Consider the following 15627-nt stretch of genomic DNA (forward strand, 5'->3'; position numbering starts at 1 on the left):
AACGCTCGGCTTAAGCAGCCGAGCGTTGAGTTTCCTATCCATTAAACCTTCCCATCACGATGGTATTATAGTAGTTCCCATCAGATAGAATTTTGTCTTTTTTCAATACACCTTCCACTTCAAATCCACATTTTTTATAAAGCTCGATCGCTTTTTCATTGGTTTCGAGGACATTCAGTGTTATTTTCTTAATATTATTGGAGTCAGCCCATTGAATCGATTCTCTTAAAAGGTTTTTACCGATCCCATATCCCCAATATTCTTTTAATACACAGATTCCAAATTCCACCTTGTGAGAGGTTCTTTTCAGTTTACTTCCTTCAAGCCTTGAAAAACCTACAATTCTTTCATTTGCTTCAGCCACTAAAAACAGGTTATTCATACTTTCGGTATCATCTTTAATGATCTGTTTAAAACCTGCTTCATCTATGTAGGCCTCACCAGGTTCACAATCTAAATTTTCTGTTTCGCCATCGATCTGCAATCGAACCTCAGCTAGGTTTTGCGCATCGGATTCAGTCGCAGAGCGTACAATATATCTAAAATTATTAATATTAGAATCTTTTAGTTTAGCAATCAATTAGACGTCCTCCAAACATAATTTTCCTTTTTTACTAAATTATAAAGAATCTCAATGGTTTCGAATAGTGCTTATAGTATAATTGAATAAATAAATATTATTGTAGATTTAGAATTTATAATATTAAGTTGAGGGATCATATAGTATGAATGTGAAGCTAATGATTAATGCAGATGAATGTTATCAGCAGGCAGAGGAGAAGGCTACTCGTTATTTTAAAACGCTATATGTTCTGGTCTCAGAAAAGACCTATGTCCCAACACTAATAAATGATATTCAATCATGGAAACAAAACCATATCCATCATCATTCATTCCTATCCCTATTTTCTCGAAAAAAAACGGGTTCAAATGGGTACCACAATTATATCCAATGGCTCCATTACACAGGCAAACTAGACCGTTATCTGGATCGAAGCATTTCTTATCTTTACATGCGGGATCTCGGCAAAGCCCTGGACTCACCCGAAACAAAGAAAAGAGTTCGCAGTGTCGTTGACAATTTAAAAAGTCATCTGACAAATAAGGAAGACAATTCGGAGATGTTCAGCATGGCCGGATTTTACCGCTGGGCTCAGAAGGAAGGCATTGAAACTGCCATTATTTGGCTGATAAATAAACTTAAGATTGTATCCTCCAATATTCCAGATGGCTTGGATGCTGAAAATGCCCAGCGAAAGCTTATTAAGATTATTGCTGGGGTGCTGATGCACGAGTTTGAAGAGATGGACGATAAAATATCGCCAGCAGAGCGTACAAAAAGACTTGATCATGCGATTAAGCTTGGCTATGCCTATGGTCTGACCTATCCCTTCATTGACGACCTTCTCGATGCCAAAGTTTTGTCTGCAGATGAAAAAAAGCAATATTCCAATTTGATTCGGACCACTCTAATCACAGGCAATGTGCCGGAATTGGGGAAGTGGCAGGGTGATAACGCGGAATTGATCCGTTTTATTCATTCAGAACTCCGTGATGCCTTTGAGGCGATTAAGATTCACCAGCGCCCAGATAATAGAATCCATTTTTTCGAGCAGGCCTTTGTGTTTTTTCATTCACAAGAAGTAGATCGTGAAAAGGATTTATCCTATGACAGGTACACTAATGAAGAGCTTTATGTCCCGATTATCTTAAAATCGTCATCTTCTCGATTGATTGTCCGTTCCGTGATCAGTGCTCCTGAGGATGAGGGCTTTGAAAGCCGAACATTCTTTTACGGCATTTACAACCAGCTTGCTGATGATTTTGCCGATATGTTTGACGACATGGAGGAGGGGGCCGTAACTCCCTATACCTACTTCATGAAATATCATGATAAACGTCCCGACCTTATCAATCCGTTTGAATTATACTGGGCGGTCATTTCCCATTTAATACATAACGTGTATCATTCAGACCCCAAGACCTGTGAGGTGATTTTGGATCGGGCGATTAACGGGTTAAAGCGTTTTAAAGAACGGAAGGGGAGCGAAAAATACATTAAAGTGATGGAGCTTTTCGCTTCTGGCTTTCCGAATTTCAATCGAGTTATTCAAAAAATGGTCCGTAAAGCCGATGATGTCGATTTCTTTGATAAACTGCTTCGGGACCATATGATAACCATTTTAAAAAATGAACGAGAAGAGCAGGAAGATTTTTTAGATACGATTGAAACTGTCCGCAATCAGATCAATAGCATTTTGTATATCGCTAAACCTCAAAATGCGTCATTACTGAAAGATCCAATCACTGATGCTGCCAATTATAGTCTTGAGGGTGATGGCAAGCGTTTGCGTCCCATTATGACTTGGGTCATGTGTGTCAACGAATACGGATTAAATCCTTCGGCCATCGTGCCCCTTTTGAAATCATTGGAATATATGCATACGGCGTCTCTTATCTTTGATGATCTGCCCGCACAGGATAATGCAGTCCTCCGCAGGGGCCGTCAAACGCTGCACATGGTTTATAACAATGCGATAGCAGAATTAACCGGTCTTTTTCTAACCCAAAAGGCGATCGAGGAACAAGCATCCCTTAACCAGTTTGATTCTGAAACGGTCCTGAACTTGATTCGATATTCGGCACAAATGACAGCCGATATGTGCAAGGGTCAGGCAATGGACTTGGATTCAAGAGGGAAACCTCTGACACTTGAACAATTGAATTTGATGAGCTTTTACAAAACCGGGATTGCGTTCGAAGCTTCCCTTATCATGCCTGCCATACTCGCAAAAGCTAAAGAGCTTGAAAGGGAAGCTTTGAAAAAATTCGCCCGTCATGCTGGTATAGCCTTTCAGATTAAGGATGACCTGCTGGATGTTGAAGGAGATTTGGATTTACTCGGAAAACAAATTGGCAAAGATGCGGAACATAATCATTCCACTTTTGTATCTATCCTAGGGATGGATGGTGCGAAAAAAGCGATGTGGGAGCATTACTGTTTAGCGATGGAGGTGTTGCAGGAAGTGCCGCGAAAAACTTCTTTTTTGAAACATTTATTGAATTATATTGTAAATCGGGATCATTAAGAGTGGTATTTTAGAAAGAGATTGTTTGTAAAGTGTCTCGCTGAATTAATGCAAGAAGGGATCGGTATTGTGAATTTTAATATGAAAGAAGCTATTGAAGTTCTGGAGCGTACTCCTCCAACATTGGAGAATTTTTTATCTGGATTATCTGATGATTGGCTGCAATGCAATGAAGGCGAAGGAACCTGGAATGTTTCTGAAGTAATTGAGCATCTTATTGAGGCAGAAAAGATTAATTGGTTACCAAGATTGGAATATATTCTTCAGGAAGGAGTTAATAAATCTTTCCCCCCATTTGATCGTTTTTCACATTTAAATAAAAACTTTGAAAGGTCCATCGAACAAAAATTACTTGAATTTAAAACATTGAGAACACAAAATATACTCAAACTCCTTGGGCTAATTAATCCTGATATACAACTTGAATTGATGGGTTCACACCCTGATCTTGGTATTGTAAAGGTAAGAGAATTGCTTTCTACTTGGGTTGTTCATGATTTAACTCACATTGCCCAAATTGTTCGGATTATGGCTGTGAGATACAGAGCTGACGTTGGCCCTTGGAAAGAGTATTTAGGCATTTTGAAAAAGTAATTTTATTATCAGGAGTGGTGGACATAAAATGAGTCGGATTGCAAATACTCCCGTGCCGCCTTATTACGCGGTGATCTTTGCTTCACAGCGGACTGAAGGCGACAAGGGATACGGAAAAATGGCTGATAGAATGCTAGAATTAGCTTCTCAACATGAAGGATTTTTAGGTGTGGAAAGTGCCCGTGATTCGGAACTGGGCATCACTGTTTCATATTGGGACTCGCTGGAATCCATCAAGAACTGGAAGGACCATGTTGAACACCAAGCTGCACAGGCAAAGGGGAAAAGCGAATGGTACAAAAATTTCGCTTTAAGAGTCTGTAAAGTGGAAAGACATAGTTTTTTTGAAATGTGAGGAAAAACGGGCTGAATTCCATTGGAGTTCAGCCCGTTAAATTTATAGATTTTTTAAATGATTATTTAATTGGGAAGCAGAGAAGAATGCCTCTTTGTCTTGTAATACATCCCCAGGCTGGCTTCCCTTCCCAAGAATATAACCGCCAAACTCTATTCCCATAAAATCAAAGATATACTTAAATTGTTGAATCATCGGCAGACCCTTTAGGTATGGATTATCTCCACCAACAGCAATCACATAAGCTTTTTTTGATGACAAGGTCTTTTTAAAATCAGGATATTTGGCGTCCCTTAGAGTCTGGGACCAGCGATCAATAAAATTTTTCATCGTTCCTGACATGCTATACCAATAAATAGGCGTAGAGAAAATAATAGTATCATGCGGGAGAATCCGATCAAGGATGGAGTTATAATCATCATTTCTGTCCTGAAATCCTTCTGGGGAATGCCGCATGTCTTCGATTGGCTTGATAATAAAATCTTTAAGGTAAACTTTCTCGGCTGCTATTCCTTGGACCGCATGATCGGTCAACAGTTCAGAATTCCCGTTTGGACGGGTTCCCCCATAAATTACTGCTAAAGACATCCCATATTTCTCCTTTCAAATTCAATAAGTTGTAGATAACTATATCCTATCAGAAAGGAAAAATCGAGAATGATGATTTTCCATGAATTATTTAAAAGAGGGGTTTCAAGTCATATCAAGAAAAGGAAAAGATTCTCCTTTAATGAAACATGAGCCCAGTTCCTACATATAATGATTTGAGATTACCGTAGTTGCTTCCATTTGTAAGGAGGGGATGTTAATGAAGTTCACGGTACAGTATATACCCTTGAACAAGATCAAACCCGATTTATCAATGAAAATAACGGAGCACATTAAGAGGCTTCAAAGATTTATGTGGGACTGCATGTTTGTTTTGATTGTCAAAAAAAATCGGAAAGACGACAGTTATATCATTGTGAGCGGTCACGACAGATTCGAAAATCTTCGGAAACATACAAAAAGTATCTATGCACCATGTATAGTTGATAAAAGCACATCCCCTGGAATCACCTCCTGGTTTTATCGTATCCGAAAGAAACAACCTCTGGATGATTTTCCCTTAATGCCGAAAAGCTGGTCGATTGTGCGATCCTTCTTGAAGCAAGAGCCCCGTTTCCATGATTTATCCCGATCCCAACAAATTAGGGTCCTTATATTAGCAGTGAAGTACAAAAAGACGGTCATCCATTCAATGAAAACCATGGTGAATGAAATGAATAGAAATAATGAATAATCAATGTTGCCCCAAGTGTTATCACACACTCGGGGTATTTTTATTTCTATAATCAAATATTTCGGGAATGAAAATAAATGAAGTTTGTGATATTATAACAATATTAAAATTGCACATTGGAAAAATATATCTTTTTGGGAGATGGAAAAGCATGCTAAGGTGGAAACGAAATTTGTGGGTGCTCTGGATCGGAGTTTTTTTCACATCAGCAAGTTTTTCCATGGTCATTCCTTTTTTGCCGATTTTTCTACTTCAAATCGGGGTTCATGATCACACCGAAATGTGGTCAGGTCTGTTATTCGGTTCAGCCTTTTTTGCCGGTGCCCTTGCCTCGCCGTTCTGGGGGAGTGTAGCAGATAAATATGGCAGAAAACCGATGATCATTCGGGCCGGATTTGCTTTGTTTGTTATTTATACGTTAATGGCTTTTGTCACAAATCCTTATGAAATATTGGTGCTGAGAATCCTGCAGGGGTTATTAAGCGGGTTCATTCCTGGTGCGATTGCTTTGATTGGAACCAACACGCCAAATGAAAAAGTGGGCTACGCGCTTTCGATGATTTCTTCCGCCTCAGCATCAGGTGGAATTGTCGGACCCTTGCTCGGCGGGGGAATGGCAGAGTTAGTCGGAAACCGCTGGGCATTTGCCAGCGCTGGGTTCATTGTATTTATCGCGACCTTCTTGATCATTTTTTTAGTAACAGAAGAAAATTTCACACCAAGCAAGAAACGAGGCTCTGTAAAAAATGATTTTAAAACAGCCTTGGAGAACCGTCCGCTCATGCTTGTATTAATTTTAACCGTCATTACTGCCTGTTCGGTGATGACGATCGAACCGGTGTTACCATTATATATCGTCAAATTGAGTGGTTCTGCCGATAACACGTCATTACTGGCAGGAATTGTGTTCTCCCTGCCAGGGATTGCAAGTGCGTTTTTTGCTCCTTTATGGGGAAAATGGGCAGATAAGGTTGGATTTCAGAAAGTTCTCTTTATAGGACTGCTCGGTGGCGGAATTTTCACCATCGGCCAAATTCTATTCACTCATTTATGGGGATTCTCGATGATCCGCTTTGTGTCTGGAATCTTCTTCTGTGCGGTTTTCCCAGCTTTAAACGGCTTGGTAGTGAAATCGACAACAGAGGATTTCCGCGGAAGAGCCTTTGGTTTAAACCAAACGGCTACGCAAATTGGCGGGATGACAGGACCGTTGATCGGTGGATTACTGGGGGGTATTTTCCCTGTACAAAGTGTATTTATGTTAACGGGCATTTTATTATTAGTTGCGATGGTAATGGCTTATTGGAATAGCAATGAGTTGAATAGCAGCCTGAAAAGAAAGGCTGTATCAAGTAAATAGTACGTTGTTTTCCAAAAAAATCCCTGGGTCCATTTGAGGAGGACCCGGGGATTTTTTTGGTTCATATAATCAATGGGCGGACATACATTTAAAATAATAAGTCCATTTTTTTTGTAAATAAACTAGACATAAAGGAGAAGGACAAGCAGATGGGTTTCTTACATGAAATATTTAATAGTTATGATACCTTTTTATCACTTGACGCATTAAGATCAGTCTTTGCTAATCCAGCAACCTGGGGGATTATCGGAACTCTTATTATTTTGGAAGGGCTGCTTTCGGCAGATAACGCCTTAGTCTTAGCCGTAATGGTGAAACATCTTCCAAAACATCAGCGAAAGAAAGCCCTATTCTATGGGATCTTTGGTGCTTATTTTTTTCGTGTGATCGCGATAGGGTTAGGGGTCTCCCTAATCAATATTGCTTGGATCAAAATCGTCTGCGGTCATTATCTCCTTTGGATGGTTTTTCAAAATTTTATTAAGAAAAATGAAGAAGAAGTCGAAATCCAAGGCAAAAAAACGGGCTTTTGGAGAACCGTGATAACCGTTGAGCTTATGGACATTGCCTTTAGCTTTGACAGCATTATTGCGGCATTCGGCGTCTCGAATCATGTTTGGGTACTACTATTAGGCGGGATGTTAGGAATTTTAATGATGCGCGGTGTTGCTCAATTATTCCTAACCTTAATTGAAAAAGTCCCGGAATTGGAAACGACGGCCTTTGTTTTAATAGCCATCATTGCCATTAAAATGATTGCTGCAGCCTTCGGATTTCATCTAGATGAATTAATTTTCTTTAGTATTTTAATAGCTGTACTCATGGGAACCTTTATCGTTCATTTTTTCCGAGACAATTCGGAAAGAACGATCTAATTTCAAAAATGGAGCAGGGTGGCTAATACCCTGCTTTTATTTGAGTTGTTAATTTATTGGTAATAGTTGTTACTCCTTCTTAGTGACTTTTCGTAAATACTTCTCCATTGAGGACAGTAATTCAGATAAAGATACATCTTCATCTTCTTCATTCGCTCTTTCCATAATAACCTCGTCTGTTAAAGGTGCCTCTGGAATATACTGAACACGTTGACGTGATTTCTTCCTATCGGAATCTGATTTTGATGATTGTCTTTCGGATTCTTTATCAGATCGAGAAGATCGAGAAGATCGAGAGCCGTCTTGTCTCTCTGATTTGGAGGATCGGGAAACCTCTTGTTTGTTAGATTGCTTAGATTGATTTGAAGCCTGGTTATTCGATTGTTCATTTTGGGCATTTTCAATTTTAAGGCCATAGCTAATATTTTGGATATGGAACATCGAAAGGCGGACAATTTCCTCTTTATTAATTAAAGACACGTAATCTGGATGGATATCACTTAAAACACCTTCAATCTTCTCCGGGCCCCCGCGATTTATACTGACCCATTGAAATTTCAATGATTCCATTAAGCTATAGAAATTATCTGCTTTTTTATATTGAATATCATTTGGGACCACGATGTTAAATTCCATTTCGCCCTTCATGTTATCGGTAAAGCTCTTTATATGTTGGGTATTGTAATAGACGAGTCCGTCGGCTTCCGTAAATAGGGCTAGATAATCGTCACTGGCATCCATTAACTTCCCAATTCTGGATTCAGAACCGCCTCGATTGACCTTTATAACTTTCCCAATAAAGTATTTCATGATGTCTTTATGCATACTAAGTTTTCCCCCTGTAAATTTAATGATTTATATTAACACTGCATGTATATGTGTCACGGAATGACGTTGTCCTAATAAATTAGCCTTTTTTTTTTTAGATTAAGAGAAAATAGGCAAATGATAGAGTATGATACAAGACCAAAACCCAGAGGAATGAGCAGTGTGTGTGCTTGTATCCTATTTATTACAGATAGCACGAAAAAAATAATAGAATATCCTTTTCTTTAGCATTATTTAATCAGATAATAAAAAGAAAAAAGAATGTAAAAACCATAAGGAGAGGAATCATTCGAGGTGTTACAAACGAAGCAGATGAATCAATGGTTTACATATTTTCAACTTTTTAAAAAATCTAAGCATTTTACGGCTTTGCTTTTTGGGCAAATTTTTTCTTTATTAGGGAGCTCGATTACAAATGTGATTCTTCCTATCGTTGTTCTTCAAGTGTCACATTCGACAGCAATGATGGGGTCTGTGATGGCGGTTTATATGACCCCATTTGTCGTGATGCTTCCGTTTTCAGGCGTCATGGTTGATAAAATGAATAAAGTAAAAATTATGTTTATCGTGGATATTGTCCGTTTTATCTTCATGATGATTTTAGCTGTGATCGCATTTATGGGGCAGTTAAATATGACCGTCCTTTTTATGATCATGTTTGTTATGGGCATGATGGATAGTTTTTTTCAGCCAGCCTATTCAGCTGTACGAGCGAAGGTTTTTACAGAGGATATTCGAAACGCCGCCAATTCTTTAACTCAAGTCAGTATGCAGGTGTTAAGAATATCAGGACCGATTATTGGAGGATTGATTGTATCTTCCTTATCTTCAGGCTGGGGATTTGGAATTGATGCCGTTACTTACATTATTTCATTAATCTTTTTATTTAGCCTTCGGACGTTATCCTTTCAAAAAATAAAAGAAATTCAAAGTGAGAAAAATTCAATCAAACAGGATTTTTTGGAAGGGATTGTGGTCCTTAAAGAAAAGCCCTGGTTATGGATTACGATTCTAGCATTCTCCTTAATAAATATTTTTTCAGGCGGCATCATTAGGGTGTTAATACCATGGCTTGTAAATATTTATTATGAGTTTGAACCAGTTGTATTTGGTCTTGTTCTTTCTTCGTCCGGGGCAGGGGCTATTTTGTGTGGGATCATTTTTGGTTTAAGAAAAGAATGGAAAAAAAGAGGGTTGCTTGCTTATGGGGGAGTTGCATTAAGTGGAGCAGCATTGTTAATGATGCCATTTATCTCGAGTGTTCCGATTTTAATGTTGTGTATGTTTATGGAAGGTGCCGGAATTATGTTATTCGGTTTGATTTGGGAAACGAGTCTTCAAGAACTTGTCCCAGAAGAAAAATTTGGGAGAGTCGCGAGCTTAGATATGTTAGGTTCATTTGCTCTTTTACCTTTAGGATATCTGATAACTGGCTGGTTAGCAGAAGGGATGGGAGAAATCTTCACTTTTATTCTTTTTAGTAGTATCATCATTTTCATTTCTGTTGCCGTCATGCTGAATGAAGAGATAAGAGGCTTTAACTAAAAATGAAAAAGCAGTAAACGTTCTTTACTGCTTTTCGTTTCATCATCGTTCTACTAGGTTTGTAACAGAAACACTTTGTTTATTGCTTGGTTCGTCTAGCGGATGAATGGTTGCTTTTCCACTTTGTTGATCTACATGCTCAATATAAATGCGTGTACCGTTATAGGTCACGTTTTCCATTTGCGGTGAATTACATATTTCCTGTGCGCGTTGTGCATCCATCATGAGTAACCTCCTTTCGTTTTTTACTACAAGAGTATTTGTATTAAACGAAGGGTTTATTCGTATGAATGGAATAATTTATTGGTTGAGTGATGTAAAAAGCTTTATTAATAGTTAGAATTATGTTATTAATTATATGTAAGTTACATAACAATATATTGTTGTTTGTTCTACTAGGGGGGTCCGATGGCTCGGACTGAGAGAAGGATGCATAAAATCCTTTGACCCTTTGAACCTGATCTGGATCATACCAGCGTAGGGAAGTAGTTTTGAAGGTGTCATTTTCGTTTTTCGATTATGCGCCGCTACTTTTTGACGATTAATCAGGTTCTGTTTTCCAACAGAGCCTTTTTTTATTGTCATCTATTTATATGTCTGTCTATGGACTTAACATGTAATGGACTATGCTGTAACTTCTAGATTGCAAAATCTATCATTTTTAGGAGGAAGTTACAATGCAAAAGGAAGTAAATGTAAACATCGGAATACAATCACCATTTACAGGAAGCAGAAAAGTTTATCTTGAAGGATCAAGACCTGACATTAAAGTCCCGATGAGAGAAATTCAGTTGACACGAACGGTTACAACTTATGGTGAAGAGGAAAATGCACCTGTTCGAGTTTATGATACAAGTGGGCCTTATACAGACCCGAACCATCAAATTGATATCAGGAAAGGGCTTCAGGCACTTCGCAAAAAATGGATTTATGAACGCAATGATGTTGAAAACTATGCGGGAAGAGAGATAATGCCACGAGATAATGGCTACCGTGATGCAGACGAGCGGGCCAATCTTGAATGGTTTCCTAACATAAACAAATCACCTTTGCGTGCCAAAAAAGGCCATAATGTTACCCAAATGCATTATGCGAAAAAAGGGATCATCACTCCAGAGATGGAGTTTATCGCGATTCGTGAAAATGTAGAGCCTGCATTCGTCAGGGATGAAGTTGCCCGCGGGAGAGCAATTATTCCAGCCAATATAAATCACCCTGAAAGTGAACCGATGATTATTGGACGAAATTTCCATGTGAAAATCAATGCCAATATTGGAAATTCAGCTGTTTCTTCCTCGATTGAAGAAGAGGTTGAAAAAATGACGTGGGCTGCTCGCTGGGGAGCTGATACAATCATGGATTTATCCACTGGAAAAAATATACACACAACAAGAGAGTGGATTATTCGCAATGCCCCTATCCCAGTAGGAACGGTGCCGATATATCAAGCCCTTGAAAAGGTGAACGGAATTGCTGAGAATCTAACCTGGGAAGTTTATCGCGATACCTTGGTTGAACAAGCGGAACAAGGGGTCGATTATTTTACGATTCATGCTGGTGTGTTGTTACGTTTTATCCCTTTGACAGCGAAACGGACGACAGGTATTGTATCCCGTGGGGGTTCGATTATGGCGCAGTGGTGTCTGGCCCACCATCAGGAAAATTTTCTTTACACCCATTTTGAAGAAATTTGTGAAATTTTAAAGAAGTATGATATTTCGGTTTCATTGGGAGATGGACTTCGCCCTGGCAGCATTGCCGATGCCAATGATGAAGCGCAATTTGCAGAGCTTGAAGCTTTAGGGGAATTGACGGAAATTGCCTGGAAGCATGATGTCCAGGTCATGATTGAAGGCCCTGGACATGTTCCGATGCATATGATTAAGGAAAATGTGGAAAAGCAAATGGAAATTTGTAGAGAAGCTCCTTTTTATACGCTTGGGCCCTTAACAACCGATATTGCACCAGGTTACGACCATATTACTTCCGCCATTGGCGCCGCGATGATTGGCTGGTTTGGAACCGCCATGCTTTGCTATGTAACACCAAAGGAACATCTTGGCTTACCCAATAAGAATGACGTTCGTGATGGTGTTATTGCTTATAAAATTGCGGCACATGCTGCTGATCTGGCCAAAGGTCATCCAGGGGCGCAATTGAGAGACAATGCCTTATCGAAAGCTCGTTTCGAATTCAGATGGGAAGACCAATTCAACCTTTCATTGGATCCAGAACGTGCAAGAGAATACCATGATGAAACGCTCCCTGCTGAAGGGGCCAAAACAGCTCATTTTTGTTCCATGTGTGGTCCAAAGTTCTGTTCGATGAAAATTTCCCATGATATTCGAGGTATGGCAAAGGAAGATGAAAGGTATGCAGGTATGAAGAAAAAAGCGGAGGAGTTTCTCATCAATGGGTCAAAATTATACCGATAATACTTCTTCCTATGAAGTAAAAAGATTAATAGAAGAAATTGATGATTTATACCAAAAAATTCATTTTTTAAAAGGTAGAATAGAATCCATTCAGTGCCGATGTAGACATATTTTTTGGGAAACCCCTGGAATGAGAAAATGTCAGAAGTGTGGGTTCGCTGAAAGCACCTATTATTAATGGAGTAATTAGAAAAAGGCTCAACATTTTCATGTTGGGCCTTTTTCTAATTTTAATTCTCTTTTTGAACGTATAAAGGCGACAAAGTCGATTGTTTCGTCTGCCGTTAATGGTTCCCCATCTATCAAAAGAGAAGGGGATAGGGGATATATGGCAGTTGTGATTTCAACTGTTGACTGCATCCGATGCAACTCATCTGTTCTCCCTAACAAATAATCAACTGACTTATCAAATAATTCCGCTATTTGTGTTAATGAGAGTAAGGAAGGTTCCCGGTATCCTGACTCATAACCAGCATAAGTGCTTTTAGCGATTCCTAATTGATCAGCGGTTTCCTGCAGCGACCATTTTCGTTCCTTTCTTAATTCGGTCAAACGATCCAGCATTCGTCTCCAACTCCATTTTGATAATATTGTTCACATTATAGCATAGAATGATAGACTCGAATAGAAAAATGTACGCGTATCGAGTACAAACTATTGATTTATCCTAATTAAGTTCTATAATGAAAAGTATAGATACGCAATACGCGAATAATGACTATTTTTTCACTCAATGGAGCTGATACATTTGAAGAAAATTTTATTGCTAGCCACCGGAGGAACCATTGCATCCGTAGAAGGAAATGAAGGACTCGTTCCAGGTCTATCCGCTGAGGAATTGCTTCATTATTGCAAGATTACTTCCTCTGATATTAAAATTGATAGTAAAATCTTAATGAATATTGATAGCACCAATATGCAGCCAGAGCATTGGGTGGAAATGGCCCAAGCTATCCATAATCAGTATCAAGAATATGACGGTTTTGTCATTACACATGGAACTGATACGTTAGCTTATACATCTGCTGCTCTTTCTTATATGCTCCAAGGACTTGATAAGCCGGTTGTTTTAACAGGTTCACAAGTTCCAATCAGCTTCAAAAAAACAGATGCGAAAAAAAATGTCGCCGACGCCATCCGGTTTGCCTGTGAAACAATTGGAGGAGTCTTTATCGTTTTTGACGGCCGAGTCATTCTCGGAACAAGAGCAGTTAAAATGAGAACAAAAAGTTATGATGCTTTTGAAAGTGTGAATCACCCTTATGTTGCATTTGTGAATGACAAGGAAGTGAAATATCAGTGGAAACCAGCACCAGCCACGGAAAAGCTTTCTGTAAACACTCGTTTATGCACCGACGTATTTCTAATGAAATTATATCCCGGAATTAAACCGGAGATTTTTGATAATTTAAAAGGGTTATATAAAGGGATCATAATAGAAAGTTTTGGTAACGGAGGATTGCCGTTTGAAGGACGGAACCTTCTTTCAAAAATCCAAGAGCTGACCGAGGCGGGTGTTGCGGTCGTCATTACGACCCAATGCCTTGAAGAAGGGGAAGATTTGCTACTCTATGAAGTCGGCAGGAAGGTAGCGCAGCATAACGTTATTTTATCAGGGGATATGAACACAGAAGCAATTGTTGCAAAACTCATGTGGGCTCTTGGACAATCGGATGGATTAGACGAGGTAAAGAAAATCATTGAAACTCCTCTAGCAGGGGATTTAACAATCAATTCTGATAAAGAAGAATAATGTTATTTAAAATTGAGGAGAGATACTATGACCACCATGAATATGACCAATGAAAATGTACGAATGGAGAAGGATTTTTTAGGAACAAAGGAAGTGCCGGCCAATGCCTATTACGGTGTTCAAACTCTTAGGGCCGTTGAAAATTTCCCGATAACGGGCTACCGGATTCATGGAGAATTAATTATCGCGATGGCGATGGTGAAAAAAGCGGCTGCACTGGCAAATATGGACGTTAAACAGCTTTATTCCGGCATTGGCGAGAAAATCGTTATGGCGGCTGAAGAATTAATGAATGGCAAGCTGCATGACCAAATCATTGTCGACCCGATTCAAGGCGGTGCAGGGACATCGATTAATATGAATGTAAATGAGGTCATTGCAAACCGTGCCATCGAATTAATGGGCAAAGAAAAAGGGGACTACTATCATTGCAGCCCGAACACCCATGTGAACATGTCACAATCGACAAACGATGCGTTTCCGACTGCCATTCATATCGCCGTGTTAAACCTTCTTGAAAAATTGCTGGAAACCATGAACGTGATGCATAGTGCTTTTCAACAAAAGGCTCAAGAATTCAATCATGTTATCAAAATGGGACGGACACATCTTCAAGATGCTGTGCCAATCCGTCTCGGACAAGAATTTGAAGCCTATGCCCGAGTCATTGAGCGTGACATCAAACGAATTAAGCAGTCTCGTCAGCATTTATATGAATTGAATATGGGGGCAACCGCTGTTGGCACTGGATTAAATGCCGATCCCCGTTATATAGAACATGTGGTAAAATATCTTGCCGAAATCAGCGGGCTGCCGCTAGTTGGAGCGGAGCATCTTGTGGATGCGACACAGAATACCGATGCCTACACAGAAGTTTCTGCAGCTTTAAAAGTATGTATGATGAATATGTCTAAAATCGCTAACGACCTGCGCCTTATGGCATCGGGCCCTCGGGCGGGATTGGCGGAAATTAGTTTACCTGCCCGCCAGCCGGGATCTTCCATCATGCCAGGAAAAGTGAATCCAGTTATGCCGGAAGTGATTAACCAAGTAGCATTCCAGGTTATCGGAAATGATCATACGATTTGCCTTGCCTCAGAAGCTGGTCAGCTTGAATTGAATGTCATGGAGCCGGTTTTGGTTTTCAACCTGCTGCAGTCTATCAGCATCATGAATAATGCCTTCCGCGCCTTTACGGAACATTGTTTAAAAGGAATTAAAGCAAATGAAGAGCGCTTAAAGGAGTATGTTGAAAAGAGCGCCGGGGTGATTACCGCCGTGAATCCGCATCTAGGATACGAAGCGGCAGCAAGAATAGCCAGAGAGGCGATTCTAAATGGAACATCGATTCGTGATTTATGTTTAAAATATCAAGTGTTGACCGAAGAGGAGCTTGATTTAATTCTAGATCCCTATGAAATGACCCATCCAGGAATTGCTGGGGCGTCCTTGCTGGATAGAGACTAAAGAAAAGGTGCCTGACACACTATTTTTGGAGAGTGTCAGGCACC

At 39.6% G+C, this 15627-nt stretch carries 15 protein-coding genes and 1 riboswitch; of the genes, 10 read left to right on the plus strand and 5 right to left on the minus strand.

Translation table 11 applies throughout. The annotated features are described in order from the left end of the window. Positions 1-34 precede the first annotated feature (34 nt). Positions 35-580: an N-acetyltransferase family protein gene (locus tag ACIFOT_RS06765; RefSeq protein WP_430063346.1), complete on the minus strand. Its 546-nt coding sequence runs from the start codon at positions 578-580 to the stop codon at positions 35-37. A gap of 145 nt (positions 581-725) precedes the next feature. On the opposite strand from ACIFOT_RS06765, the gene ACIFOT_RS06770 reads away from it, so the two are divergent. The 3 genes from ACIFOT_RS06770 (at position 726) to ACIFOT_RS06780 (ending at position 4038) form a co-directional block, all read left to right on the plus strand. After that, positions 726-3089, plus strand: coding sequence for a polyprenyl synthetase family protein (locus ACIFOT_RS06770; protein WP_430063348.1), 2364 nt, complete (start codon positions 726-728; stop codon positions 3087-3089). A gap of 69 nt (positions 3090-3158) precedes the next feature. Then, the gene (locus tag ACIFOT_RS06775; RefSeq protein ID WP_430063578.1) at positions 3159-3683 is read left to right on the plus strand and encodes a DinB family protein; all 525 of its coding nucleotides are present in this window, start codon (positions 3159-3161) and stop codon (positions 3681-3683) included. A gap of 28 nt (positions 3684-3711) precedes the next feature. After that, complete coding sequence (locus ACIFOT_RS06780; RefSeq protein ID WP_430063350.1) at positions 3712-4038, plus strand: antibiotic biosynthesis monooxygenase family protein; 327 nt, start codon at positions 3712-3714, stop codon at positions 4036-4038. A gap of 42 nt (positions 4039-4080) precedes the next feature. Here ACIFOT_RS06780 and ACIFOT_RS06785 read toward each other — a convergent pair whose 3' ends face one another. Continuing rightward, positions 4081-4626 (minus strand): flavodoxin family protein, encoded by a 546-nt coding sequence (locus ACIFOT_RS06785; protein ID WP_430063351.1) that lies wholly within the window; start codon positions 4624-4626, stop codon positions 4081-4083. 220 nt (positions 4627-4846) lie between these two features. On the opposite strand from ACIFOT_RS06785, the gene ACIFOT_RS06790 reads away from it, so the two are divergent. The 3 genes from ACIFOT_RS06790 to ACIFOT_RS06800 all read left to right on the plus strand — a co-directional run bounded on the left by ACIFOT_RS06790 (position 4847) and on the right by ACIFOT_RS06800 (position 7555). Further along, positions 4847-5320: a hypothetical protein gene (locus tag ACIFOT_RS06790; protein WP_430063353.1), complete on the plus strand. Its 474-nt coding sequence runs from the start codon at positions 4847-4849 to the stop codon at positions 5318-5320. Between the two features lie 151 nt (positions 5321-5471). Then, positions 5472-6680, plus strand: a complete 1209-nt coding sequence (locus ACIFOT_RS06795; protein WP_430063355.1) for an MFS transporter — start codon at positions 5472-5474, stop codon at positions 6678-6680. A 149-nt stretch (positions 6681-6829) separates the two neighbouring features. Beyond that, entirely contained in the window at positions 6830-7555 is a 726-nt protein-coding gene (locus ACIFOT_RS06800; protein WP_430063357.1) for a DUF475 domain-containing protein, read from the plus strand. A gap of 69 nt (positions 7556-7624) precedes the next feature. Here the strand turns inward: ACIFOT_RS06800 and ACIFOT_RS06805 are convergent, their stop codons facing one another. Next, positions 7625-8380: a hypothetical protein gene (locus ACIFOT_RS06805; protein WP_430063359.1), complete on the minus strand. Its 756-nt coding sequence runs from the start codon at positions 8378-8380 to the stop codon at positions 7625-7627. A gap of 297 nt (positions 8381-8677) precedes the next feature. On the opposite strand from ACIFOT_RS06805, the gene ACIFOT_RS06810 reads away from it, so the two are divergent. Further along, positions 8678-9928: an MFS transporter gene (locus tag ACIFOT_RS06810; RefSeq protein WP_430063361.1), complete on the plus strand. Its 1251-nt coding sequence runs from the start codon at positions 8678-8680 to the stop codon at positions 9926-9928. 42 nt (positions 9929-9970) lie between these two features. Here ACIFOT_RS06810 and ACIFOT_RS06815 read toward each other — a convergent pair whose 3' ends face one another. Beyond that, a complete protein-coding gene (locus ACIFOT_RS06815) occupies positions 9971-10150 on the minus strand; it encodes a small acid-soluble spore protein H (protein ID WP_430063579.1) in 180 nt (59 codons plus the stop codon). A 165-nt stretch (positions 10151-10315) separates the two neighbouring features. Then, a riboswitch (TPP riboswitch) is annotated at positions 10316-10429 on the plus strand. 176 nt (positions 10430-10605) lie between these two features. Between ACIFOT_RS06815 and thiC the strand changes: the two genes are divergently transcribed. Beyond that, complete coding sequence (thiC, locus tag ACIFOT_RS06820; RefSeq protein WP_430063363.1) at positions 10606-12363, plus strand: phosphomethylpyrimidine synthase ThiC; 1758 nt, start codon at positions 10606-10608, stop codon at positions 12361-12363. A 207-nt stretch (positions 12364-12570) separates the two neighbouring features. On the opposite strand, the gene ACIFOT_RS06825 is transcribed toward thiC, so the two are convergent. Continuing rightward, on the minus strand, positions 12571-12927 hold the full coding sequence (locus ACIFOT_RS06825) for a helix-turn-helix domain-containing protein (RefSeq protein WP_430063364.1): 357 nt from the start codon (positions 12925-12927) through the stop codon (positions 12571-12573). Positions 12928-13111: 184 nt separating this feature from the next. Here ACIFOT_RS06825 and ACIFOT_RS06830 point away from each other — a divergent pair, with 184 nt between their 5' ends. After that, positions 13112-14116 (plus strand): asparaginase, encoded by a 1005-nt coding sequence (locus ACIFOT_RS06830; protein WP_430063366.1) that lies wholly within the window; start codon positions 13112-13114, stop codon positions 14114-14116. Between the two features lie 36 nt (positions 14117-14152). Next, on the plus strand, positions 14153-15583 hold the full coding sequence (aspA, locus tag ACIFOT_RS06835) for an aspartate ammonia-lyase (RefSeq protein WP_430063581.1): 1431 nt from the start codon (positions 14153-14155) through the stop codon (positions 15581-15583). The last annotated feature ends 44 nt before the right edge of the window (positions 15584-15627 follow it).

It is taken from the genome of Neobacillus sp. NRS-1170, assembly GCF_050468025.1.